The 25,324-nt window shown below is 41.9% G+C and carries 24 protein-coding genes and 1 pseudogene; 12 read left to right on the top strand and 13 right to left on the bottom strand.

The window, feature by feature from the left end; translation table 11 throughout:
* Positions 1-282 precede the first annotated feature (282 nt).
* The gene (locus tag PL11201_RS06295; protein ID WP_079677980.1) at positions 283-1,350 is read left to right on the top strand and encodes a Gfo/Idh/MocA family protein; all 1,068 of its coding nucleotides are present in this window, start codon (positions 283-285) and stop codon (positions 1,348-1,350) included.
* A gap of 164 nt (positions 1,351-1,514) precedes the next feature.
* Here the strand turns inward: PL11201_RS06295 and speB are convergent, their stop codons facing one another.
* A complete protein-coding gene (speB, locus tag PL11201_RS06290; protein WP_079677726.1) occupies positions 1,515-2,435 on the bottom strand; it encodes an agmatinase in 921 nt (306 codons plus the stop codon).
* A gap of 197 nt (positions 2,436-2,632) precedes the next feature.
* Here speB and PL11201_RS06285 point away from each other — a divergent pair, with 197 nt between their 5' ends.
* The gene (locus PL11201_RS06285; protein ID WP_079677725.1) at positions 2,633-3,529 is read left to right on the top strand and encodes an alpha/beta fold hydrolase; all 897 of its coding nucleotides are present in this window, start codon (positions 2,633-2,635) and stop codon (positions 3,527-3,529) included.
* A 35-nt stretch (positions 3,530-3,564) separates the two neighbouring features.
* Here the strand turns inward: PL11201_RS06285 and PL11201_RS06280 are convergent, their stop codons facing one another.
* Entirely contained in the window at positions 3,565-3,963 is a 399-nt protein-coding gene (locus PL11201_RS06280) for an ArsR/SmtB family transcription factor (RefSeq protein ID WP_079677724.1), read from the bottom strand.
* A 114-nt stretch (positions 3,964-4,077) separates the two neighbouring features.
* On the opposite strand from PL11201_RS06280, the gene PL11201_RS06275 reads away from it, so the two are divergent.
* Positions 4,078-6,222, top strand: coding sequence for a heavy metal translocating P-type ATPase (locus tag PL11201_RS06275; protein ID WP_079677723.1), 2,145 nt, complete (start codon positions 4,078-4,080; stop codon positions 6,220-6,222).
* A gap of 129 nt (positions 6,223-6,351) precedes the next feature.
* Here PL11201_RS06275 and PL11201_RS06270 read toward each other — a convergent pair whose 3' ends face one another.
* A complete protein-coding gene (locus tag PL11201_RS06270; protein ID WP_079677722.1) occupies positions 6,352-7,254 on the bottom strand; it encodes a vitamin K epoxide reductase family protein in 903 nt (300 codons plus the stop codon).
* Between the two features lie 114 nt (positions 7,255-7,368).
* On the opposite strand from PL11201_RS06270, the pseudogene PL11201_RS06265 reads away from it, so the two are divergent.
* The 5 genes and pseudogenes from PL11201_RS06265 to PL11201_RS06245 all read left to right on the top strand — a co-directional run.
* Positions 7,369-7,500: pseudogene (locus PL11201_RS06265) on the top strand (DNA-binding response regulator); the annotation flags it as partial.
* Positions 7,501-7,657: 157 nt separating this feature from the next.
* Complete coding sequence (locus tag PL11201_RS06260; RefSeq protein WP_079677721.1) at positions 7,658-8,242, top strand: hypothetical protein; 585 nt, start codon at positions 7,658-7,660, stop codon at positions 8,240-8,242.
* Positions 8,243-8,380: 138 nt separating this feature from the next.
* A complete protein-coding gene (locus PL11201_RS06255) occupies positions 8,381-8,665 on the top strand; it encodes a type II toxin-antitoxin system ParD family antitoxin (RefSeq protein ID WP_079677720.1) in 285 nt (94 codons plus the stop codon).
* Entirely contained in the window at positions 8,662-8,976 is a 315-nt protein-coding gene (locus PL11201_RS06250; RefSeq protein WP_079677719.1) for a type II toxin-antitoxin system RelE/ParE family toxin, read from the top strand. The genes PL11201_RS06255 and PL11201_RS06250 overlap by 4 nt, the downstream gene beginning before the upstream one ends.
* 29 nt (positions 8,977-9,005) lie before the next feature.
* Entirely contained in the window at positions 9,006-10,616 is a 1,611-nt protein-coding gene (locus PL11201_RS06245; protein ID WP_079677718.1) for a SpoIID/LytB domain-containing protein, read from the top strand.
* Between the two features lie 210 nt (positions 10,617-10,826).
* Here the strand turns inward: PL11201_RS06245 and PL11201_RS06240 are convergent, their stop codons facing one another.
* Together PL11201_RS06240 and PL11201_RS06235 are read right to left on the bottom strand one after the other, a co-directional pair.
* Complete coding sequence (locus tag PL11201_RS06240; protein WP_079677717.1) at positions 10,827-11,147, bottom strand: ferredoxin; 321 nt, start codon at positions 11,145-11,147, stop codon at positions 10,827-10,829.
* Positions 11,148-11,512: 365 nt separating this feature from the next.
* Positions 11,513-11,812, bottom strand: a complete 300-nt coding sequence (locus tag PL11201_RS06235) for a 2Fe-2S iron-sulfur cluster-binding protein (protein ID WP_079677716.1) — start codon at positions 11,810-11,812, stop codon at positions 11,513-11,515.
* 231 nt (positions 11,813-12,043) lie between these two features.
* Between PL11201_RS06235 and PL11201_RS06230 the strand changes: the two genes are divergently transcribed.
* The gene (locus PL11201_RS06230; protein WP_079677715.1) at positions 12,044-13,054 is read left to right on the top strand and encodes a Gfo/Idh/MocA family protein; all 1,011 of its coding nucleotides are present in this window, start codon (positions 12,044-12,046) and stop codon (positions 13,052-13,054) included.
* Here PL11201_RS06230 and PL11201_RS06225 read toward each other — a convergent pair.
* The 3 genes from PL11201_RS06225 to PL11201_RS06215 form a co-directional block, all read right to left on the bottom strand.
* Positions 13,025-13,276, bottom strand: a complete 252-nt coding sequence (locus PL11201_RS06225) for a hypothetical protein (protein ID WP_079677714.1) — start codon at positions 13,274-13,276, stop codon at positions 13,025-13,027. The genes PL11201_RS06230 and PL11201_RS06225 overlap by 30 nt on opposite strands.
* A 61-nt stretch (positions 13,277-13,337) precedes the next feature.
* Positions 13,338-13,574, bottom strand: coding sequence for a DUF4351 domain-containing protein (locus tag PL11201_RS27030; protein ID WP_255377557.1), 237 nt, complete (start codon positions 13,572-13,574; stop codon positions 13,338-13,340).
* Between the two features lie 44 nt (positions 13,575-13,618).
* On the bottom strand, positions 13,619-14,863 hold the full coding sequence (locus PL11201_RS06215) for an RNA-guided endonuclease InsQ/TnpB family protein (RefSeq protein WP_079677712.1): 1,245 nt from the start codon (positions 14,861-14,863) through the stop codon (positions 13,619-13,621).
* 93 nt (positions 14,864-14,956) lie between these two features.
* Here PL11201_RS06215 and PL11201_RS06210 point away from each other — a divergent pair, with 93 nt between their 5' ends.
* On the top strand, positions 14,957-15,730 hold the full coding sequence (locus PL11201_RS06210; protein WP_079677711.1) for an ABC transporter substrate-binding protein: 774 nt from the start codon (positions 14,957-14,959) through the stop codon (positions 15,728-15,730).
* A 188-nt stretch (positions 15,731-15,918) separates the two neighbouring features.
* On the opposite strand, the gene PL11201_RS06205 is transcribed toward PL11201_RS06210, so the two are convergent.
* From PL11201_RS06205 to PL11201_RS06195, 3 genes are all read right to left on the bottom strand, one after another.
* Positions 15,919-16,443, bottom strand: coding sequence for a hypothetical protein (locus PL11201_RS06205; protein WP_144017679.1), 525 nt, complete (start codon positions 16,441-16,443; stop codon positions 15,919-15,921).
* Positions 16,444-16,491: 48 nt separating this feature from the next.
* Positions 16,492-17,481 carry an adenylate/guanylate cyclase domain-containing protein gene (locus PL11201_RS06200; RefSeq protein WP_079677709.1) on the bottom strand — a complete coding sequence of 330 codons (990 nt, stop codon included), beginning with the start codon at positions 17,479-17,481 and terminating at the stop codon, positions 16,492-16,494.
* A gap of 82 nt (positions 17,482-17,563) precedes the next feature.
* Positions 17,564-18,130: a pentapeptide repeat-containing protein gene (locus PL11201_RS06195; RefSeq protein WP_079677708.1), complete on the bottom strand. Its 567-nt coding sequence runs from the start codon at positions 18,128-18,130 to the stop codon at positions 17,564-17,566.
* 363 nt (positions 18,131-18,493) lie between these two features.
* Here PL11201_RS06195 and PL11201_RS26750 point away from each other — a divergent pair, with 363 nt between their 5' ends.
* Both PL11201_RS26750 and PL11201_RS06185 read left to right on the top strand, forming a co-directional pair.
* Positions 18,494-18,616, top strand: coding sequence for a zinc ribbon domain-containing protein (locus tag PL11201_RS26750; RefSeq protein WP_369821831.1), 123 nt, complete (start codon positions 18,494-18,496; stop codon positions 18,614-18,616).
* A 161-nt stretch (positions 18,617-18,777) separates the two neighbouring features.
* The gene (locus PL11201_RS06185; protein WP_079677707.1) at positions 18,778-19,071 is read left to right on the top strand and encodes an HU family DNA-binding protein; all 294 of its coding nucleotides are present in this window, start codon (positions 18,778-18,780) and stop codon (positions 19,069-19,071) included.
* A gap of 155 nt (positions 19,072-19,226) precedes the next feature.
* Here PL11201_RS06185 and PL11201_RS06180 read toward each other — a convergent pair whose 3' ends face one another.
* The gene (locus PL11201_RS06180) at positions 19,227-21,539 is read right to left on the bottom strand and encodes a hypothetical protein (protein ID WP_234996624.1); all 2,313 of its coding nucleotides are present in this window, start codon (positions 21,537-21,539) and stop codon (positions 19,227-19,229) included.
* Between the two features lie 311 nt (positions 21,540-21,850).
* Positions 21,851-25,324 (bottom strand): beta strand repeat-containing protein (locus tag PL11201_RS25865; RefSeq protein ID WP_369821830.1); only part of this gene is annotated, 3,474 nt, incomplete at its 5' end.

Here is a 25,324-nt window from a genome sequence, read left to right as displayed (position 1 = left end):
CTAAACAAATTATAAAATAAACTGGATCTTTAGTAAATACCATTTTCAGAAAAATCTCTTTTTGTAACAATAAGTAAAGACAATATTGGGTGGTAAGCAGGGGGAGTAGGGGAGGCAGGGGGAGTGCGTCCTTCCTGGCTCAAACCCCAACCGCCCACCCCTAATTAAAATTTCTTTACAAAATCCAAGGCTGTGATAGTATCTGGATGGATTTACACTGCTGATGGACAGCCTATGGGCTTAATTTCTGTGGTGGAGGAGAGTAGAGGAGTGCAAAATAGGATGTCCCTTGGATATTCAAATGCTATGGCTGGAAGAAATTACCTTGACCCGATTCAAGTTGGTGTGATCGGTGTCGGTAATATGGGGCAGCATCATACCCGGGTTTTGAGTATGCTTAAGGACGTGGAACTTGTGGGAGTTTCCGACCTCAGTGTTGAACGGGGACTCGATACGGCGAGTAAGTACCGAGTGAGGTTTTTTGAAGATTATCGAGACCTTTTACCCTTAGTAGATGCCGTTTGTATCGCAGTTCCCACCCGGTTACACTATCCTGTGGGGATGGCCTGTTTACAAGCCGGGGTTCATGTCTTAATTGAAAAACCCATTGCTGCAAGTATTGGTGAGGCTGAATTATTAGTCAATGCGGCGGCGGATTATCAACGAATTTTGCAAGTGGGTCATATTGAACGGTTTAATCCCGCTTTTCAAGAATTTAGTAAAGTTTTAAAAACGGAGGAAGTTTTAGCCTTAGAAGCCCGTCGGATGAGTCCCTATTCTAACCGAGCTAATGATGTTTCGGTGGTCTTAGATCTAATGATTCATGATATTGATTTGATGTTAGATCTAGTGGCTGCTCCCGTTGTTAAATTAACGGCTAGTGGTAGTCGGGCTTCGGACTCTGGCTATTTAGATTATGTGACCGCTACCCTTGGTTTTGCTAATGGCGTGATCGCCAATTTAATTAGCAGTAAAGTCACCCATCGCAAATTACGTTCTATTGTTGCCCATTGCAAAAATTCCTTAACTGAAGCCGATTTTCTCAATAATGAAATTTTAATTCATCGACAAACCACGGCTAATTATGTTACGGATTATGGTCAAGTTCTCTATCGTCAAGATGGGTTAATTCAAAAAGTTCATACCAGTAATATTGAACCCCTACACGCTGAATTAGAACATTTTGTCAGTTGTGTTCGGGGTGGAAATCAACCATCCGTGGGTGGAGAACAAGCCTTAAAAGCCTTACGTCTGGCCAGTTTAATTGAACAAATGGCATTAGATGGTAAAGCTTGGGATTTGGTGGAAACGGACTATCTGTTTGATTCATCAACGGTGTCAATCGCTTAAGGTGTAGCAGGGAAAAGCAACTAGAGGTAGAAGACTTCATCGTCTGGTTTACTAGATCGGTCTTTGTCAAATATCAGGGTTGCGCGACTGCTATTATTAGGGATTTTGGGCTGAAGCTCACCCGCTTTGGCTCCCCTCAACCCTCAACCATCAAACCTTAATTTTTAATCCTTAATCCATCCTTTGGCTAAAGTTTGATAGCCAATTAATTTATAGGTTAATTTAGCAACGGTAAATTCAGAAACCACTGAATCAACCACGGGAGCTAGTTCCATTACATCACACCCAATTACATCTTTAGATTCAAATAGACGGCGTAAAAAGGTTAGGGTAGAATACCAATTTAATCCCCCGGGTTCGGGAGTTCCCACCCCAGGAATTAAACTCGGATCAATGCCATCAACATCAATAGTTAAAAAGACTTTTTCGGTGGGAATACTGGCGATCGCTTTTTCAATCCAATCCAGATTAAATGCCATTTCTCTCGCCCGAAAAACCGTTAAATTTTTCTCTTTAATTAAGTCAGCTTCCTCTTGACAAATGGCTCTAATTCCCACTTGTACCGTCGGTAATCCCATATTCACAATTCGACGCATAACACAGGCATGACTATGAATTGTATCCTGATATTCATGCCTTAAGTCCCCATGGGCATCAATTTGAACTACAGTAAAAGATTCTTGATAGACTTGACGATATCCCTGTACCACTCCTTCGGTAATACTGTGTTCTCCCCCAATGGAAATCACAAATTTTTTCTGTTCAATTAAAGACTGGAGGGTTTCTTGGGTTACCCGCAACATTTCTGTGTCTGAAACTGTCTTTCCATGGCGAGTATCTGCAATCGGAGCATGGGTAAAAATTCCCGCATCAAAACAGATTTCCCTGTCTAGTTCTTCATCATAACATTCTAACTGATGGGAAGCCTCTAACAGCGCATCAGGGCCGTTCTCGCATCCTTTTCTATAGCTGGTTGTGGCTTCATAGGGAATCGGTAAAATCACAACCTTAGCGGTTTCATATTCCGGGACAATTTCCGAACCCAGAAAGTCTATAGTCGTAGTCTGAGGGAGAGTTGATGTCATTTTAATTTAGGAAACTAACAACTTTTAATTTTGACACAGAATTAGAAAATAGAATAATTTATTGCTATTATTATAACAGTTAAAAAATCAATCCCCTTACCCATTACCGATCACGCATTTAAAAAGATGACGCAGATTAACACAAATTAAAATCCGTGAAATCCTCTTAAATCCGTGATCCCTATTCCCTTAAACTCATGTTAACTACTTCATCTGTACCACAAACTTGGATTTGGAAAGGATACCCGATTTGTTATGTCAGCGAAGGTAATAATGGCCCGGCGGTGGTTTTAATTCATGGGTTTGGGGCATCTTGGGGTCATTGGCGAAAAAATATTCCTGAATTGGCAAAACATTGTCGAGTCTTTGCTTTAGATTTAATTGGGTTTGGGGGGTCAGCGAAACCGAAACCGAGTCCAGAAATGGGTTATACCTTTGAAACTTGGGGAGAACAAATCGCTGATTTTTGTCGAGAAATTGTTCAAGAATCTGCGTTTTTAGTAGGAAATTCCATTGGTTGTATTGCAGTGATGCAGGCGGCTATTGATTATCCTGATATTGTTCGAGAAATTGCTTTATTAAACTGTTCTTTAAGATTATTACACGATCGCAAACGCTCCGAACTTCCTTGGTATCGAAATTATGGCTCCAGTGTGGTTCAGGAGTTATTAAAGTATTCCTGGTTTAATCAATTTTTTTTTAATCTTTTAGCTACCCCAAAAACCGTTAAAAAAGTATTATTACAAGCCTATAAACGGGATGAAGCTGTTACGGATGAATTAGTAGAAATGTTATTAAAACCTGCCCAAGATCAAGGAGCGGTTGAGGTTTTCGCCGCCTTTACTCGCTATTCCCAAGGGCCATTGCCGGAGGATTTATTGCCAAAATTACCCTGTTTAGCGATAATATTATGGGGAACGAATGACCCTTGGGAACCGATAGAAATTGCTGAACAATTTCAACACTATTCGACGGTAAAACAATTTATTCGATTAGAAGGTGTGGGTCATTGTCCCCAAGATGAAGCCCCAGAATTAGTTAATCCTATTTTATTAGATTGGATTGTCGGGGCAGGTGTCAGAATATCTGATTAGTAAATTTGAGGTAAACATCACTAATTTACTTAGGGTTATTTTGTCCCACCTAGATGTTCTGCAACTTCACGGTACAGATTGATAACGTGCCTATCTGCCAAGCTGTAATAGACGTTACGACCCTCTTTGCGATGCTTAACCAAGCGCAAGGTTCGCAGGAGGCGCAACTGATGAGAAACGGCAGATTCACTGATCCTTAAGCTAGCCGCTAAGTCACAAACACATAACTCCTGCTTTGCCAAGCAAGAGAGGAGACGCAGACGGCTCGGATCGGCAAGTACGCCAAAAAATTCCGCCATGCGCTGTGCTTCCTCAAGTGGCAAGATTTCTGGCTGTAAGGAGCGCACGTTGTCTAAATTGACCAGGTGAGACTCACAACTTGGTGCGTCCGACTCCTGGGATAGTGACTTTTGTAAAGGGTTGGGTTTGTTCATACACCTTCAGTATAAACATAGAATGAGAATCATTTTAATAACTGAACAACTGCTCATATATTTCATGAATTGGATTACAATGCTGGTAATTACGATCTATTCAGCAAATGAGCAATGACTCAGACTCCTTCCCTTAAAACTCAACAGATGCAGATCGGCGGTATGGATTGCGGTAGCTGTGCCACTAAGATCGAAGTAGGTGTTGGGAAAATACCAGGTGTGGCAGAAATATCCGTCAGTGTTGCGACGGAACGCTTAAGGGTGATGTATGACCCAAAGCAGGTGAATGAACAGGAAATCTGCGATCGCGTCATCTCTCTGGGCTTCACCATCATCAGCCCAGAATCTCATTTAGAGACTCACTACCATGACCATAACCACGAGCATAATCACGGTTCAGGGGAGTTTAACCTAAAACGGGAACTTCCCTCGGTGTTGGCAGTAATCACATTACTTGTTTTAGGAATAGTTTTTGAGAAACCCCTGCATAATACGCCCTACAGCTTGGGTGAATATGCCGTATTCATCCCCGCTTATTTACTGAGTGGTTGGTCGGTGTTGAAAACGGCTGGACGGAATATTCTCAGGGGACAGGTGTTTGATGAGAACTTCTTGATGACCATTGCGACGGTAGGAGCGATCGCCATTCATCAACTCCCGGAGGCGGTCGCCGTCATGCTGTTTTTCCGAATCGGAGAATTGTTTCAAGAATACTCTGTGGGTCACTCTCGCCGCACGATCAAATCTCTGCTGGAAATTCGCCCGGACACTGCCAATCTAAAAGTTAATGGAATAGTCAAACAAGTCTCCCCAGAAACCGTCAACGTGGGAGATATTATTCTAGTCAAACCCGGAGAAAAGATTCCCTTAGATGGTGAAATTATCGAAGGTAATTCTCAGATTGATACTTCAGCATTAACTGGAGAATCTGTTCCGCGCCGGGTGAAAGTTGGAGAGGTTGTCTTAGCAGGGACGATTAACCAAAGTGGTGTTTTAACGATTCAAGTTACCAAACCTTTTGGGGAATCTTCGATTGTCAAAATTCTCGATCTCGTTGAAAATGCTACCAGCAAGAAAGCAGAAACCGAGAAATTTATTACCCAATTTGCCCGCTACTATACCCCCGTTGTAGTCGTTTTATCTTTAGCTGTAGCCCTTTTACCCCCCCTGTTTATTCCCGGTGCAACTTCCACAGAATGGGTTTACCGCGCCCTAATTTTACTGGTTATTTCCTGCCCCTGTGGATTGGTGATTAGTATTCCCTTGGGCTATTTTGGTGGTGTTGGAGGTGCTGCCAAACGAGGAATTCTGGTCAAAGGTTCGACGTTTTTGGATACCTTGACTGCTGTTAAAACCGTTGTTTTTGATAAAACTGGAACCTTGACCAAAGGTGTGTTTAAAGTGACGAGAATTGTAACTCAAAACGGTTTTTCTGAGTCGGAATTACTGAAGTTGGCAGCCAAAGCGGAATCTCATTCTCACCACCCAGTAGCACAGTCAATTCGAGAAGCATACGGTCAACTTATTGATGACGGGGATGTAACGGACTACGAAGAAATTGCGGGTCATGGTATTCGGGCAAAAGTGAAAAATCAAGTGGTTTTGGCAGGGAATGATCGTCTCTTGCATCGAGAAAATATTGATCACGATACCTGCAATTTAGAGGGTACTGTTGTTCATGTTGCGATTGATGGATGCTATGGGGGCTACATTTTAATTGCAGATGAAATTAAGGACGATGCGATTAAGGTAATTCAAGATCTTAAAAGGGTGGGAGTCGAGCGAATTATGATGCTTACGGGTGACAACCGGGCTGTTGCTAAAAGCGTAGCAGAAAGTCTGGGTTTAGATTCCTATATTGCTGAATTGTTACCCGAAGGAAAAGTAGAGGCGATCGAGAAGTTGCTGAGTGGAGCCGGAAAAGGCAAAGTTGCATTTGTGGGCGATGGTATCAATGATGCTCCTGTAATTGCTAGAGCCGATGTGGGTATAGCAATGGGAGGATTAGGGTCAGATGCGGCTATTGAGACGGCTGATGTGGTGATTATGACCGATGCCCCGTCTAAAGTAGCAGAGGCGATTCAAGTCGCTAAAAAGACTCGCAAAATTGTCGTGCAAAATATTGTATTGGCGATGGCGATTAAAGGATTATTCATTGTTTTGGGTGCGATCGGAATTGCCACCTTGTGGGAGGCAGTATTTGCCGATGTGGGAGTGGCGCTACTGGCAATTTTCAATGCTACAAGAGTCCTCAAGTAGCAATTTGATCTGAATATTGAGTGCTTTTTTCCCCGATAGGGACTCTTGTAAAGACGCGCCAACAGTCTAACGGCACAATTCGCGCTTGGCACGTCTCTACTTGATTTGGGGTTAGGTTTTGAGAGTCTATTAACGAACACCAAAAGTCCGAGATCCCTTATATTCTGAAACCTTTGCTAACTTTTCTAAACTCTGAACTCCTGCATACATCTGACCCTTAACTTCCCAAGTAGGATAAGATTCAATATTCTTGGCTTTACACAAATCAAGTTGAGGATTTTTACCTTCCTTGTCACACTCAATATAAGGCAGTTTATCCACTGCTTGTTGACCAAATAATTGCTTTTGATCATGGCAGTGACCACACCAAAAAGCTCCATACATTTTTGCTCCAGACTGGGTTAAATATTCCGCCAGTTCAATATTAGCGGGGTCAGAGGTAGTTGTAATTTGAAATGTGCTTTTTTCGGCACGAGGGCTATTAATGGGAGCATATACCGCTAAGGTTCCAATTAAAGTAATCATTGCTACTACTACCGCAATAAAAAATATTTGACCTCGATCTTCCCAATCTTTACCTAATAAAGCTAAAACGAATAAACTAATAGAACAAATTGCAGAAGCAGTACAATAGATACACAAGGATTTAATGACAAATGCCATTATATACATCAGATAAAAACTGAAAATCATCATGGCAGATGCTTGAGCAAACATCAATAGCCATGTCCAATCTTCTGTTTTTATTCTTAATTTTTTTTGGGTTTCAGAATTAATTAACCAAGGGGAAACTGCCATGCCTGCCATGATAATATAAGCTACCAACCCAAACAGAGGTAGAGGTAAACCAAAAACAATGGCATAAGGACTTTCCAGAACTTGATCACAACCTGTTGTCGGACAAGCCGCACTTCCTCCTGTCAGTTTGACAAAGGTTAAATAGGCGGCAATCACTGCACCAAAAGCAGCTACACTAGCAATGATAAATCTCGATTGTTGATGAATCCAAGGAGTTGAACGTCGTCGAATCATAGCACTGTTCTTGTGGGTTATACTGGAAGAAATTTTATATCCTTTTAGGGATTTTAAACCATGAGAATTTTGCTAGTGGAAGATGAACCCAATTTAGGGGAAGCCATTAAATGAATATTAACCCAAAAAGCATATATTGTAGATTGGGTTCAGGATGAGATGGAAGCTTGGGATTATTTGGAAAATCAATGGACACAATACACTTTAGTTATTTTTGATTGGTTATTACCAGGCTTATCGGGAATTGGTATTCCTTTAACTGAACAATCTCGAATCTTAATCTGATGAAGATTTGCTGTTTTTTATAAAGTTTTATCAACTTAACTAGACTCTCCACTTACAGGATACTTTATCATATATCTATCAGCAAAACTGGTTAATTATTCACCAGGAGGACTGAACCATGAAAACTAATTTATCTAAAACTCAAGTTAAAGGGGTTATAATTGCCACGGGGATTGCTTTTATTTCCCTGAATTATTCCCCACCTTTATTTGCACAGTCTAACTCAAATTCTCCCCAACCTACTCCTACAAATGGCAATAATTTTTATCCCCCCTGTCAACAACTTATGGGACAAAATCATCCGATGATGGGTCAAGGTGGAAGGGGAAATCGTTCAGGAGGAAAAGGGCGATATTCTGGGATGATGTATGATCCTAGTCATGTAGAAACAGTTCAAGGAACGATATTAGAAATACAACCAGAAAATCGAGGAAATCAAATGCCTCACGGTATGTATTTATTGATGAAAACGAATACAGAAACCCTCGGGCTTCATGTTGCCCCCGTGTGGTATTTAGAACAACAAAACTTTCAAATTAAACCCAATGACACCGTAGAAGTTACGGGAACACGAGTTGACTGGGGAGGACAACCCAATTTAATTGTTGGAGAGATTAAAAAAGGAAATCAAACCTTACAATTACGCGATGAAAATGGTTTTCCCCGATGGATGGGATCGCGACAAAAAACCCCTATTAATTAATCCTTAATAGGTTAGTATTAATTGAATCCGGTTTTCTTGATTTTGTCTCCCAAAGATAGCCGGATTTTATTTGCAGTTATCCTAAAAAACGATTAAAATATAAATTGATGGTCAAGACAACTTCAGGATATTTAAACCATGCAAATTCCATTAACGAAGCACTTAACAGAGTTTATTCAGGATAAAGTTAATAGCGGTCGCTATGCTTCTGTCAGTGACGTCATTGGGGAAGCCTTAATGTTATTAGATCAACGCGATCGCATTCGGGAAGCTAAGTTAGCCAAATTAAAAGCTAAAATTCAAGAGGGAATTGCAGCTTCAGAACGAGGTGAGGTATTTGATGGGGAAGAAGTTTTTGCTGAATTAGAAGCCGATTTGCAACGGATGGAAGCTGAACTTCAAGCAGAGGAAGTAATATCATGAGCCGATATTTAATTACACTTCCAGCCAAGCAAGACTTAAGAGAAATCAACAACTACCTCACCCGTTTTAGTCCCGTAGCAGTTAGACAAATTAATGAAAAAATCCAACAACAATTTAAACGTTTAGCGGATTTTCCTAACATGGGACAAAGCTGCAATGAACTATCAGAAGGTCTACGACGATTTCCAGTAGAAGACTATTTAATATTTTATCGCCCGATTTCAAATGGTGTAGAAATTGTTCGGATAGTCAGTGGTTATCGCAATATAGAAGCTGTTTTTTCCGATCAAGAATCACCTGAAGAAGAATAACTCAATCAACAACTATAGCAGTAATTAATATGGCTAAGATGATATTATTTTTCCCTCCAAAGGTATTCAGTATATTATGCTTTTTGATCCTCTCCCCCACTCCCACCAGTGCCCAAGAACAAAAACCCCAAGATCAAGACTTCAACCCGACATTAAAAATCGGTGTAGTGCAACACTTTGGGGATAAACCCAGTGATCAATTAATTCTCAAAGCCCAACCGGGAGACTACTTAACCCTGCAATTTCAGACGCCCCAAGGGGAAAAACAACTCCAGACTGAGAGTGTGCTCCTGAAAATGGGCGTTGAACCCCTCCTGGAACCAGAAGTCGAAGAAAGAGTGGTTTTGAGTACCCACCGCAGCTATGAAAATGCCGAAGAAGATGCTCAACAATGGCGATCGCTGGGTTTAGAAGTGGAATTAGCCCAACCAGATCGCTGGCAAGTTTGGGCCAAACGCAGTGTTTATAATACCCCCCTGTTGCGACGGTGGTTAATCGATAGTTTACAAGCCCAAGGCCATAAACTGCCCCAATTGGAAACCCAAATTCTCACCCAAAAACGTACCCCCTATTGGACGGCAGCCGGATATCGCTATAACCGCAATCAACTGGAGATTACCAGTCCCCAGAATGTGATTCAAGTTAGTCAAAAAACCAATGACCCCGAACCTCTGGTCTATGGGGGGAGTTTGCGACTACAACCCGACGCTTATGGAACCTATACCCTGGTTAATAACGTGCCGTTAGAGACCTATTTGCGGGGCGTCGTGCCCCATGAAATTGGGGCTTGGCCCCCGGCAGCCTCCATCGAAGCCCAGGCTGTTCTAGCGCGAACCTACGCCTTGCGAAACCTACAACGGTTTGAAGCGGACAATTATCATCTTTGTGCTAATACAGACTGTCAAGTTTATCGAGGACTAACGGAAGTTTATGGGAGTACGGATCAAGCTATTGAGGTGACTAAGGGTTTAGTTTTAACCCATAACAATACCTTGACAGATGCGGTGTATTTTTCCGCCAGTGGGGGAGTCACGGCAAATTATAATGATATTTGGAATGGAGAACCCCGGCCCTATTTGCTAGGGGTAATTGATGCCCCGAATAAAATTTGGGATTTATCTCAACAAAATTTAGCTTCCGAACCTAATTTTAGAAAGTTTATCAATCTAAAAACCGGATTTAATGAAACCGGAGAACTTGATTTTCGTTGGCGGGAAGAAGCTACTTTAGAAGCCATTGCAGAACAATTGCGATCTTACTTAAAACGGCGCAATTTGCCTCAAGCTAATTTTAAGAAAGTTCAAAAGGTTGAGATTGTAAAGCGATCGCAAACCGGGCGGATATTGAAAATGACAGTAACGACAGATCAAGGGGTGTTAGAAATTGCTAAAGATGAAATTCAAAGTGCATTTTTACCCCCGATTAGCACTTTATTTTATATTGATCCCGTTTACAATCCCAATAAAACCCTTAAAGGTTATGTTTTTGTTGGAGGTGGTTTCGGACATGGAGTAGGAATGAGTCAGACAGGATCTTATCATCTGGCTAAATTAGGATGGTCAAGTGAACAAATTTTAAACTTTTACTTCCCAGGAACCCAACTGCAACCTTTAAATTCATCCCTGCTGTCGGAGAATTAAAAAAAATTTAGAGTTCAACGCCGTTGATATAGCAGTGGCCATAACGCTTAGTGGGACTTAAACAGAAATAAAGAGCTAAATAGGTGATAATGATTATCGGAAAAATGGGTTTAAAACCCTTCTACGACGGCTTTTTATTGTAAACCTTTAAGTTAGCTCTATGAACAAAGAATCCCCACGCCTTTAGGCACAGGGAGTGTCAAACCTCAATTAATATAATTCATCTTCCTTGTTCGTCCAGATCACGGAATCAGAAGTCGGGTAGGCAACGCAGGTTAAAACATATCCGTCTTTGATTTGGTCATCATCCAAGAAAGACTGATCCGATTGGTCAACAGTACCCGATTCAATTTTACCCGCACAGGTAGAACAAGCACCTGAACGACAAGAAGACGGTAGTTCCAGTCCGGCTTCTTCTGCTACATCTAAAATGTACTCATCATCGGGGACTTCAATCGTATTTTCAGTTATGGTGTCGCCTTCTAGTGTTTTCAGTGTGACTTTGTAAATAGCAGTAGCATCAGCAGTCATGTAGTGATCCTCTCACGAATTTCGATAAAAACTCTAAAAACCCCTGATAGCAAGCAAAAGCTTGATTAGGCTTTGTTTGCATCGTGGAATTTTCTTCCCCTCTGATATTACGAGAAAAAGCCGATGTTGTAAAACCTGATCAATCCAGATTTACAATGGGATTTATTATAAATTTTTCCAATTACATCTTGATTCCTTATATAAGACTTGGGTTGGGAATCGGATCAACAGGCGAAGTTAGGGTAGTGAGTAACTAAACTCTTAATTCCCAAAAACCGAACTTCAGCCCGTCAATCCCTGATGAATTCAAAGCTCAACGCCGATAATAACCATCACCGTTGAACTTTGAACGAACACGCAAATGACTAGGCTTCCACCTCATCTTCTTTGTGGGTTTCGATCACAACATCAGAAGTGGGGTAGGCCACGCAGGTCAAAACGTATCCTGCTGCGATTTGGTCATCCTCTAAGAAATTCTGATCGTCTTGGTTGACTGTACCGGAAACAAGTTTACCTGCACAGGATGAGCAAGAACCCGAACGACAGGAATAGGGCAAATCAATACCTTCGTCGTCTACCGCCGCATCCAAAATATAAACATCATCAGCGACTTCAATGGTTTTCTCGCCGTCTGGAGTTCTCAATGTGACTTTATAACTAGCCATGTAGTGTTCCTCTCGTTAATTTCGATAAAAATATAAAAATCCCTTATACAAACCAAAAGCATTAATGGGCTTTTGCCTGCATCACAGATTTTTTTCACATCTCGATATTAGGAGAAAAAGCCGAAGTTGTAAAACCTTGTCAACCTAGATTTAGAATGGGATTTATTATAAATTTTTCTAATTGCATCTTGATTACTTATATCTAGCACCCTTGTCCCTAACCCTGATATCATGAGTCGATTTTTATTTTCTTCTGTTAGTAAGGTTTCCCATCCTCTACGAGTGGGAATTGTTGGCAGTGGATATGTGGCGAAAATGCGGGCGGCGGCTCTAATTGCCGATCTGCGATCGCAGCTTGTGGCCATTGCGGGTAATACCCCGGCCTCCACAATTGCCTTTAGTCAAGAATTTGATGTTACGGTATCTGCATCCTGGGCTGATTTAGTCGAACGGCCAGATATTGATCTGGTAATCATTTGCACGGTAAATCGAGATCATGGCAAGATTGCTCGTTATGCTTTAGAACAGGATAAACACGTTGTCGTTGAATATCCCCTGAGTTTAGATCCCCAGGACGCAGAATCTTTAATTGCCCTGGCGCAAGAGAAAAATAAACTCCTCCATGTCGAACATCTTGAACTGTTGGGAGGAATGCACAATGCTATCAAAGCGTCCCTGGAGGCCATTGGTCAAGTGTTCTATGTTCGTTATGTCACTATTAACCCCCAAAATCCAGCCCCGGCTAAATGGACATATCAGCCCTCTTTATTTGGTTTTCCGATAACTGGGGCTTTGTCCCGTTTGCACAGATTTACCGATTTATTTGGGACAGTAGCTAGTGTCAATTGTCAAGTCCAATATTGGGATATTGAACCGGATCTCTACAAAGCCTGTTTATGTAATGCTAGGTTAACTTTTAATAATGGCATCCTGGGAGAGTCTGTTTATGGAAAAGGAGAAGTTTTTTGGCAGTCTGATAACACTTTTACCCTCTATGGTGAACAGGGAACGTTAATTTTTACTCCCGAAAAGGGTCAACTGATTCAAAAGGATACTGTTCAAAATATTGAGGTGGCTTCCCGTCGGGGATTATTTGTTAAAGATACTCAGATGGTTTTAGATTGTCTCTATGAAGGAACGCCCCTTTATGTTAGCCCAGAAGCCAGTTTATCTACCCTGAAAGTTGCTGAGGCAGCACGAATGTCGAGTTTATTAGGGGAAACTGTTAAAATTCCTTCTTAGATTATTTCTTAATATTTGGTTGGGTTGAGTGACAACAAAACCCAACACTAGTTTAGCAGCAATGGATTTTATGTATTCATCATCATACTTGGAAAGTTTAGCAATTTCCTCATAGGAGCATCTACCTTCCCAACATTGTCTAAATATTAGCTCTCGCACGTCGTTTAAGCATTCCCCATCAAGGACAACTTCTGCGATCGCAAGAACTTCATCAACGGTCATGGGTTAAATGTCCTTAAAGTATTAGGTGAAGTTTTAAACAGATGAACCTCTATTGTACTCATTAAGGCTGACTTTGATTCAACCAATTTTCTAAATCCGTTGCTTCTGAAAAATCCAGAAGTGCTTCCCCTAAATCCTCTAATTGTTCTACAGATAGGGTCTGAATTTGTTCTTGTATTGTAGGAGCGATCGCACCGACTCGTCGAGTCACTAAGCGAGTAACAAATGACATCGCCTCCCGTTGTCTTCCTTGTTGGACTCCTTGTTGGAGACCTTCAAGGAGACCATCTTCCCGAATTTCTTGGTAATTGACACTCCCGCGCCGTAAAACGGCGGGGATTCTTAAGAGACGTAAATCCTTAAAGGGTTAGCCAAAAACCCGCTAGACACTCGCTCAAAATCAAGTCTGTGCTTACTTTTAACCAAAATATTGGCACTACCATTAATATCGGCAGAAACCAGATGTCTATCCTTTGTTCTATACAATCCTCTGTTAATCCTTCTACCAGAAAACTTCTGTTTACTGGGATTATCGGCATTGTAAATAGGGATCTCATCTTGGTCATAAAAACTAGCCTTAGAGGAGTAAGATTCCTCTTGTTCACCATACTCAATTCCGTATCGACAACACAAAGCTTTAAGTTTTTGTCTCAACTGCCAAAAAGGAATCTGGACAAAGTTTTGATTATTAGAACGTCCGATATTAATCTCTTGCTTGATACCCGGATTGTAACCAACTATCAATTTACCAATTTGATAAGTCAAACAATGGTCGATTATTATTCGAGCCGATTTATTCAAATAATCTCGAATAGAGTCATTCCGCTTTTGATTAAGTCGTGCCTGTTTATTTGTGATCCCTTTTATCCCTTGCTTGTCTTTGGCAGATTGAAGCTGGGCGTTACGCTTGTTATACCAGTGATTAATGCTTTTAAGTCTTTTGCCATCAATCAAAAATTGATGCCCATCAGTGTCAAAACAAGCTGCCAGATTATTAACCCCCAAGTCAATAGCTATCGCTTTTTCGGAATCAACAGATGTTTCGATTTTTTCATCTTCATAAATATACTCAATCTCAAACCATCGAGCCGAGTATTTCGGATGTATTCGTACCTCCTTAATCTTCTTGTCTTTCAGTCTTTCTGGGAGTGGGATTTTCACTTCCCCATATTCCTGTTTAAATTGTTGAGACATGGGGATATTAAACACCCCATTTTTAACTTTAATTCTCGGAATAATCAAAGGGAAATAACCATCTTTGGGCAAGTATTTAGGCAGTTGTGGTTTTTGTTCACAGCGTCCTATACTGATGGCTTGAAGAAGTCCCAAGAAAGACCGCATACTTCTATCTACCACCTTCATTGTCTGTTGAGCAATATCGGTATTAAGAAGCCGATAGTTCTCATTAGACTTGCAAATATGGTAGTTAGATTCATAGGTCAGTCGCTTTCTTTGAGTAAAGAAATACTGCCTACATTCATACAAAGCCACATTAAAAAGATTCTTGCTCAAACGACACAAAACAGTCAGGGCGTTAAATTCCTGCTGGCTAAGTCGTCTAAGTTGGTTCTTTTGAGTGGCGTACATCTTCTCAGGTGTTTCACTATTCCTCTAGTATATAGCGAAAACCTCTAAATATAAAGCCGTCCTAAAAGGACGGGGTTTCTACCCAAATTTCCGATGATTTCGCCGACTAGCACTTCAGTTAAACTTTCTAGCTTAGGCAATTATATCTTTCGCACAGTACCAAGCGATCAATTAGCTGGTCAAGCTCTTGGCAACTACCTGACTAATAAATCAGGACTACAAAAAACTGCTATTTTCTTTAATTCTTCTAGTAACTATAGCCAATCAATAAAAAATGAGTTTACAAAAAATTTGGCTCAAAATAATGGCAATGTGGTAGCAGAATTTGACTTGGGTAATACATCTTTTAGCCCTAAAGCTAACGTAGACGCGGCAATTAGTCAGGGAGCAGAAGTCATTACTTTATTGCCCAATGAGAAGACACGCAATCAATCTTTACAAGTAGTGCAAGTAAACCAGGGAAGACTACCACTTTTAGGAGGAGACAGTGCTTACCATATTGATACATTAAAAGTAGGTAAAGAAAATGTTATGGGCATGGTACTAGCAATTCCTTGGCATAGAGAAGCAAATTTGCAAGAAAAGTTTACTACAGATGCTGATCGCCTTTGGGGTGCAGACGTTAACTGGCGCACCGCAATGGCTTATGATGCAACTAAAGCATTAATTGCTGCTTTACAGGAAAATCCCACTCGCAGTGGGGTGCAAAAAGCGCTTTCATCGCCCAACTTTTCTGTTCAAGGTGCTTCTGGAGTCGTGACCTTTTTGCCAACAGGCGATCGTAACGCCCCAATTCAACTCGTGAAAATTATTGGGGACGAAAACTCTCGTTCTGGTACTGGTTATGATTTTGTGCCAGCGCAGTGAAATGCTTTTGATATAGAGTAATCTGTGTATCTGCGATCGCCCTTAACAACTTGCAATTCTCCGAGTATTCTAAAAATTAGAAAGTGCTCCGAAGGTAGACACATTATCGTTGATTTTTGTTTTTCTAAAGTGGGTGATTCTGTTATCTTGATTAAAAAACGACTAGAAACTCACCCACCCTAGACCTATTATTTGTGTTTTTCTAAATATTTTTGTACTCCTTTCCCCATATCAATTAAATTGGGTTCGAGTTTACTTCCTAGGATTTGTTCAAACAAACTGGCTAATTGAGTCTTGAGAAAATCGGGAACTCCATCTATTTTGTTCGGGTCTAGTTGAATTTCGCCTCGGGTTTGAATTATGGTATTATTTTTATCCTCTAAAAAGGTATTTTTTCCTGAACATTGGAATGCTTCTGTAAAAATTTGGGTTTGAATTTTCCAATCTAAGGTAAAATCTTGATTATTCCAAGTGTCGTATTCTGTCCAACGGAGTTTATCCTGTTTTAATATATTTTCAATCAGGGCGGGAATATCTTCATCCGATTGCCAATCATAAACAGTATAAACCGTATCGGCTTCTACTCGATGAGAGACTAATTTAACATCATTTTTATTGGGTAATGAGTTGACCACATCCATTAAATTGTCTCTGTAGGTACTAAAAACTAGGGGACGAGGGAAGGGAATTTTGATGTCGGTGGCAAGTTTCATGATCAAGTAGGTAAAATATTCTGATTTAATATTATACACTTTACAAGATTATGATTTCGGTTCCAAAAACTCATCTAAATTGGCAAAAGTTCCCCCATAGGTAATTGTAGGGGTATCATAGCCTTTAAGATTAACAGTATATTGTTGAAAATTTTGTTGAGGACAAGCCTGGGATAGATATTTATAGGTAGTTTCTCCTAATGCAATATCCATACCAATTTCTTTGGTCGAAGATTCTAAACGAAAGGCTGCATTTACCGTATCTCCCAAAGCTGTATAATCAGCAGTACCACCGCTTCCAGTATTACCGACCATGGCATATCCGGTATTAATTCCAGCACCGACTCGCAACGGGAAAGGCAAGGGATAATGATTACTCAGTTCTATTGTAATTTTATGTAATTGACTTAATGCGTTAGCAATTTTTAACATTTCTTGGGGAGTGACTCCTTGGGTTCCATGAAACCAAACCGCCATAATCGCATCTCCAATATATTTATCTACCCAACTGCCATTTTCTCGAATAATTTGTCCGGCGTGACGAAACCAACGACCGATCACTTCTGATAAAATCCGTTCATCTAATTGTCGGGTTAATACGGTAAAATCCCGAATATCCATCACCATGACTGATATCAAACGGCGAACCGTTAATGTAGCGGTAAAATCTTCCGATTCAGGTTCGGAAGGGTCAGTTTCTTGGGTGACATCAGGACAATAGAATTCTAATTCCATTTGTCCGAAAACAATATGATCTCCATTATGAAGGGTAACCGGAATTGTCACCCGCCGACCATTGACAAAGGAACCATTTCGACTCCCTAAATCAATTAAAAAAAACTCTCCATTTTCCATGCGTTGTAACATGGCATGGTTACGAGACATCCATCGGTCTTTGACGACAAAAGTATTGTCCTCACTGCGACCCAATGTCCAGTAATTTTTACCCATCAGTGGTAAATAGCGATTACCACCTTCGGTATGTAAGACTAAGTGGGGAGTTGGTTCCAAGGTCGTATAGCGCGCGATAGAGAGCATTGGGGGGATTAAGAAGCCACACCGAATATTGCCACGATTTTGAGGGGCTGGGTGCGGAAGCCAAGTCCGCACGTTCAAGGGTCTAGCACTGAGTCACCGAAAGCTCCGATTTCGATAGAATTGCCCCCTGCTGTTGCAGGTAACTGAGTAAATCTAAACTTATATTAATTGCACCCGTAAAATTAGCGTCCTGAACCGTTGAATCCGTGAAATTAGCATCTTTCAAATTAGCTCCTTTGAGATTCCCATGATTCAAATTCGCTTCCACCAAATCGACTTTTAATAAAGTGGCTCGACTCAGATCAGCATAACTCAAATTTGCCAGGGATAAAGTGGCTCCACTCAAGTCCGCCCCACTTAAGTCGGCTCCACTCAGGTTAGCCCCGGTTAAATCCGCCCGCGTCAAATTAGCCCCACTCAGGTTAGCCCCACTTAAATTAGCACAGTAGAGGTTAGCACCAACGAGATCGGCATTGTATAAATTCACCCCAATCAAGTTAGCCCGAAATAAGTTAGCCCGAAACAGGTGACATCGAAATAGGCTGGCTCCACTCAAGTCAGCATTATTAAAATCAGCCCGAAATAGGTCTGTATCCCGAAAATCCCGCTTTCCAGAGGCATAAGCCATCAAAAGTTCTTCAGCCGTCATATTTGATCTTTTCCAGTCTAGGGTCTATTCTATTGTCGCCCAAAAATAGGCTATCAAGCCCCGTCCTTCTACTTGGGCTTTAAATCTCTCAAATTCTATTCGTAAGAGTGTCAAAACTCCCTCAAATCAATGCTAATCTCTACAAAAGCGGTAAATTGGTGTTCTGTCAGGATGACTTCCCATCATCCACTCGGGCTTTACCGACGGAGAACCCAAAAACACCAACTTTACTTAGGGTTAAGGTGGTTGAGGCTTTCTGGGCTTGCCAATTGCTGATGGGGTTGTGCTAGCACTGCCATCAGCCTTAACTTACACCGCCGGCAAGTCCCCCGCTCTACCTGTAACCAGGTGAGTGAGATGCCGTTGGATGTTCGTGAATGGACTTGTCCCCATTGTGGTACCGATCACGACCGAGATGGAAACGCAGCGATCAATATCAGAGCAGAAGGCATCAGAATGTTAAAGACGGATGGTTCAGCCGTTTGATGCTGGTTGAGGGGAGGTAAGACCAAAAGGGGGACGCAAGTCTGTCTTGAGGCACTCGCGGTGTAAGTACAGAAACTTCCGCTCTGCCTGGTACTCCAGGTTAGCGGTGAGTAGTTCACTATTTGCAGACTTGCTCACATAATTTATGAGGTTCATATCAGATGAATAAAGAACAACTGGTTCAAGCCACGGCCATTAAAGCTGGTGTGACTAAAAAACAAGCGGATTTAATTGTTTCAGCCATTTGTGAGTCCATCATGGAAGCGGTGGCGGATGGGGAAAAAGTGACTTTGGTAGGTTTTGGTTCCTTTGAAGCCAGAGAACGTAAAGCCCGTGAGGGTCGTAACCCAAGTACGGGTGCACCCATGACCATTCCGGCGACCACTGTTCCGGTATTTTCGGCGGGTAAAGCCTTCAAAGAGTTAGTTTCAGGGGTGGCTGACGAAGTGGCTTAAACCCTCAGTTGAGTTGTCCTTATTTCCCGGAAGAATCTCAGATTATTCCGGTTTTGGTTTAACGTTTTTTTGCTATTGCAATTTTTTATAACTTTTCCCACGCTATACGGATTTTTTTGGCGTGGGATTATTGTTTAAATGGGACTTAAACTTGATTAATTCTTGCCCTGAGCTTCGCGCCCCGACTGGAATGGGTTACCCGGATGACCGACTCGAAATAACACCGTAAAAATATTATCATTAACTAATAATTTATTCCCGAAAACATCATTCCCATAATCATATTGTTGATTTTGCCAATTAAAGGATAAAGTGGGACTGTTATACTGGTTTTTGAATTGCCAAATGATACCCGCACCATAGAGAGAACGATTAGAAGTTTCATCAATGGGTGCGATATAACCAGAGAGAGTCAGGGTTTTGGTCGGACTGATACTGCATTCAGCAAGTAAGCGATTATCGTAGGAATTAGGAAGAATACCGCCAAAATAGTTACTTAAACCAATAAAAACAATTCCCCAATTTAAGCGCGCAGCAACGGCAACTTCACTCGCGGGTGAAATACTAACAACATCACCAATCGTTGTATCCCGATCGATAGCATAATTGAATCCCGATGATAAAGTTAAATTAGCACTTTTACTAAAGCTAATTATTTTGGCGACACCACCCCAAACTTGACTATAATAATCCTGATCGGGATTAATATAACCAATTGCACCACCCCGAAAATTCCAACCGTTAACCGTGTTTCTGGTATAATCAGTACCCAGATAAGGTTTAACTTCTTCTGACGCAATAATACCCGTATAATATCGGAGAATATATTGGCTACCTGTCCAATCTCCTGTAAAGCTTAAATGGGGATAATAACCCATTTTTTCTCGATAGATATTTTCCGTCACTAAGTTAACATTTTGTTGGAAAAAACCTAAATAAACTTGAGCATAAAAATTTTGTAGATTCGCCGTTGAATAGGTATCTTGATTCACTGCAGAGATTAACTGAACATCCGTATTTGCCCCACCTTCTGCACCCGCATTGGCAAGGGTAAATTGTGGGCCTGTGGGCTGGTAAAAAAATTGACTATCTTCAAAGTTGCGTTTAATAACGGGAGAAAGACCGAACCAAAGACTATGATAATTTGCTCTGGGAATTTGGCTTAAATTAGTAATATTAGAAGTTAAACTTTCGGCACGTCCAAGTCCGGCGGAATAAATAGTAAAACTACTACTGGGTAAACGAGTATTATTAGCAGCAAAAAATAAGTTAAGATTAATATTAGGATTAGCCGGCTTTTCACTGCCTTCTAAATCAGGAATGACATCGGGTAACAATTGCGCCCCAGCTTGAATTATCGTATTATTCCAGCGATTTTCGTCATCAAAAAATAGAGTAAATCCTCGAATAGTTCTCCCTAAAACAGCTTCTGTATCATTGGCTTTAATGACTTGACGCACCCTGGAAAATGTCCCAACAAGGGTATAATTAATTTCTTCTTTTCGCTGAAAATCTGTTTCTTGAGATTGACTATTTCCGGGGAAAGCACCCGTATTTGGAAAATAAAAATCTACGCCAATGGGTTGACTACTTGTTCCTCCTTGAAAGCCGGGACGCTCGACAAAAGCTAAGGTTTCTGATTTGAGAACTTCCCCCACGGTCGAGGTTTGAAAAACGCGAGTGGGGACAAAAAATTTGGGATCAATACTATTGCGATCAATTACTAAACCAGGCATATAAGTACATTGTTGATTAGGGGTCGTTCCCGAAAAAATACAAGCCCCGGTTAAACTCATTTGTAGTTCTAAACCCGTCATGGTTTGGGGCTCAATGGTTGTGGTGGTAATGGTTCTTTCTAAGGGAACAGTTCGCAATTGAAAATAACTTCCTTTTTGATCTACGGTATAAATATTATCGCGGGTTAAACTCTCAATAACTCGATTCTGAATTTTGAGCGTACCATTAAAAAAAATATCGCTGTTTGTAGTCTCAGCAAAGGCTTGTAAAGCACTCAATTGCCATTCTGTTAAGTGACTAATGGGAATATCATTAAGCGGTAACGTTGTCGTTCCTGGGTTGATTTTTTCTTTAGGATCAATGCGCGGTGGGATAATATAATTGGGGTCGGGGGAGGTAGTTAAACCTTTAGACTTTTTATTTAAAAATAGTTCTTTGGGGTTGGGTTCCGTGCTTAAATTTTGTGATAAATTTTGTGATAAAGGTTGCAGGTCTATAGCAGAATGAGACCAGTGGAGTGTTTGTGACAAGGAGAGGGCTTCTGGAAACTCGGGAACCCTGATCTCTGAGGCATTTTGATCTGGGTTATTGTTGGGTAAATTGGATTCGGTCTGTGCAAAAATTGGGGCTGCACTTGCAATACTAAAGATAGTTAAACCGAGGGAAATAGTACGGTTGTATGTTGTGGAAATACGGGGATCAAAGTTAAGAATTATTCGGGGAAAGTTCATGATTATAAATCAATTAAATCGAGGGTTGATATAATAGTAAATACAGTAACAAATTCTAATATCAAATTTTTTACAATTAAAACATCCTGACTTAAAAGTTAAAATAAATTAGGAATTAGAGGACTGTTAATTAGAGTATTTTGTGGTAGTGTGAGTGTCCTCACTCGCTGGAAATTATAGAAATGAGTTAACAGTTTTTAAACCCCGATTACACCTTGAGATTAGATCCCCCTAAATCTCCCTTTTCCAAGGGTGCTAGGGGGGTCTAAGACTATAAAGAAATCAACGAACTTTCGGTTTTCTAGTCTACATTAAATAAAATCAGCCGACCCAATCAGGGTTGAATTTACGTTAATTAAAGAAGCAAGAGTTACTCCACTTGCTAACACTTTAATTAAGGTAGAAGTGCCACTTGTGGTAATGTTTAAATCGGCAAAAGTCAAACCACCATCTAATCGGATTTTATCTTTGCCATCTTCAAAACCGTTGATCAGATCCTGACCCATTCCAGCAGCTAGAACAAAAGTATCAATCCCGGTGTTACCATAAATTTGATCGCTACCCGCTCCGCCATCAAGGAGATTGTCACCGTCGCCGCCATAGAGGATATCGTTACCCGCATCACCATAAAGTTGATCATTACCTGCATCACCATAAAGGCGATCACTGCCATTGCCACCGTGCAGCAAATCATCATCATCACCACCGTAGAGGATATCGTTGCCCTCGCCACCATCGATGGTATCGTTTCCGCCCTCACCGTAGATGCGATCGCTGCCTGCTAAAGCGTCGATTTGGTCGGCACTAGCAGTCCCATTGAAAATGTCGTTATTGGGTGTGAGGGAGACTAACTTTTCGTTAAGGTTATTAATATTAACTGTCAATGCCTTCTCGAAAGTCAGTCCCGCAGCATCAGTGGTTTTCAGTCGGATACTGTAACTGGACTTAGTTTCAAAGTCAGGGGAAGCGTTGATTTTCAGTTGGTCACCCACAAGGGTAAAGGCGGTGTTATCAGTATCTCCCGTACCCGTGACTAAACTATAAGTAAAGGTATCACCGACATCCAGATCGGTGCTGGTTAATGTCCCAACGATGCTATTAGCAGCCACGTTTTCATCAATGTTGTTACTGCTGAGAGTGAGATTAGTAGGGGTTTGGTCGGCGAGATTATTAATATTAACTGTCAATGCCTTCTCGAAAGTCAGTCCCGCAGCATCAGTGGTTTTCAGTCGGATACTGTAACTGGACTTAGTTTCAAAGTCAGGGGAAGCGTTGATTTTCAGTTGGTCACCCACAAGGGTAAAGGCGGTGTTATCAGTATCTCCCGTACCCGTGACTAAACTATAAGTAAAGGTATCACCGACATCCAGATCGGTGCTGGTTAATGTCCCGACGGCGCTATTAGCAGCGACGTTTTCGTTAATGCTGGTACTGCTGAGGGCTAGGGCTGTAGGAGTTTCATTAACATTAGCAACAGTAACCGTCAATGGGGCTTCGTAAGTTAGTCCCCCCTGATCGGTAGTCCGTACTCGGATAGCATAACTGGACTTGGCTTCAAAGTTGGGGGAGGCGTTGATGTTGAGTTGGTTGCCAACAATAGCGAAGGCGGTGTTATCTGTTGAGCCTGTACCCGTGACTAAACTATAAGTAAAGGTATTTCCGGTGTCGGGGTCAGTGCTGGTGAAGGTACCGACGGTGCTATTAGCTGCGACGTTTTCGTTAATGGTGCTATTGCTGAGGGCTAAGGCTGTAGGAGTTTCGTTGAGGTTATTAACAGTAACCGTCAATGGGGTTTCGTAAGTTAGTCCCCCCTGATCGGTAGTCCGTACTCGGATAGCATAACTGGACTTGGCTTCAAAGTTGGGGGAGGCGTTGATGTTGAGTTGGTTGCCAACAATAGCGAAGGCGGTGTTATCTGTTGAGCCTGTACCCGTGACTAAACTATAAGTAAAGGTATTTCCGGTGTCGGGGTCAGTGCTGGTGAAGGTACCGACGGTGCTATTAGCTGCGACGTTTTCGTTAATGGTGCTATTGCTGAGGGCTAAGGCTGTAGGAGTTTCGTTGAGGTTATTAACAGTAACCGTCAATGGGGTTTCGTAAGTTAGTCCCCCCTGATCGGTAGTCCGTACTCGGATAGCATAACTGGACTTGGCTTCAAAGTTGGGGGAGGCGTTGATGTTGAGTTGGTTGCCAACAATAGCGAAGGCGGTGTTATCTGTTGAGCCTGTACCCGTGACTAAACTATAAGTAAAGGTATTTCCGGTGTCGGGGTCAGTGCTGGTGAAGGTACCGACGGTGCTATTAGCTGCGACGTTTTCGTTAATGGTGCTATTGCTGAGGGCTAAGGCTGTAGGAGTTTCGTTGAGGTTATTAACAGTAACCGTCAATGGGGTTTCGTAAGTTAGTCCCCCCTGATCGGTAGTCCGTACTCGGATAGCATAACTGGACTTGGCTTCAAAGTTGGGGGAGGCGTTGATGTTGAGTTGGTTGCCAACAATAGCGAAGGCGGTGTTATCTGTTGAGCCTGTACCCGTGACTAAACTATAAGTAAAGGTATTTCCGGTGTCGGGGTCAGTGCTGGTGAAGGTACCGACGGTGCTATTAGCTGCGACGTTTTCGTTAATGGTGCTATTGCTGAGGGCTAAGGCTGTAGGAGTTTCGTTGAGGTTATTAACAGTAACCGTCAATGGGGTTTCGTAAGTTAGTCCCCCCTGATCGGTAGTCCGTACTCGGATAGCATAACTGGACTTGGCTTCAAAGTTGGGGGAGGCGTTGATGTTGAGTTGGTTGCCAACAATAGCGAAGGCGGTGTTATCTGTTGAGCCTGTACCCGTGACTAAACTATAAGTAAAGGTATTTCCGGTGTCGGGGTCAGTGCTGGTGAAGGTACCGACGGTGCTATTAGCTGCGACGTTTTCGTTAATGGTGCTATTGCTGAGGGCTAAGGCTGTAGGAGTTTCGTTGAGGTTATTAACAGTAACCGTCAATGGGGTTTCGTAAGTTAGTCCCCCCTGATCGGTAGTCCGTACTCGGATAGCATAACTGGACTTGGCTTCAAAGTTGGGGGAGGCGTTGATGTTGAGTTGGTTGCCAACAATAGCGAAGGCGGTGTTATCTGTTGAGCCTGTACCCGTGACTAAACTATAAGTAAAGGTATTTCCGGTGTCGGGGTCAGTGCTGGTGAAGGTACCGACGGTGCTATTAGCTGCGACGTTTTCGTTAATGGTGCTATTGCTGAGGGCTAAGGCTGTAGGAGTTTCGTTGAGGTTATTAACAGTAACCGTCAATGGGGTTTCGTAAGTTAGTCCCCCCTGATCGGTAGTCCGTACTCGGATAGCATAACTGGACTTGGCTTCAAAGTTGGGGGATGCAACGATGTTGAGTTGGTTGCCAACAATAGCGAAGGCGGTGTTATCTGTTGAGCCTGTACCCGTGACTAAACTATAAGTAAAGGTATTTCCGGTGTCGGGGTCAGTGCTGGTGAAGGTACCGACTGCGCTATTAGCTGCGACGTTTTCGTTAATGCTGGTACTGCTGAGGACTAGGGCTGTAGGAGTTTCGTTGAGGTTATTAACAGTAACCGTCAATGGGGTTTCGTAAGTTAGTCCCCCCTGATCGGTAGTCCGTACTCGGATAGCATAACTGGACTTGGCTTCAAAGTTGGGGGAGGCGTTGATGTTGAGTTGGTTGCCAACAATAGCGAAGGCGGTGTTATCTGTTGAACCTGTACCCGTGACTAAACTATAAGTAAAGGTATCACCTGTGTCGGGGTCGGTGCTGGTTAA

Origin of the sequence: Planktothrix sp. PCC 11201 (genome assembly GCF_900009135.1) — a bacterium.
In the GTDB taxonomy this organism is placed as follows: Bacteria; Cyanobacteriota; Cyanobacteriia; order Cyanobacteriales; family Microcoleaceae; genus Planktothrix.
Note: the sequence above shows the minus strand (reverse complement) of the source record. Positions and strands in the feature narration are given on the sequence as shown.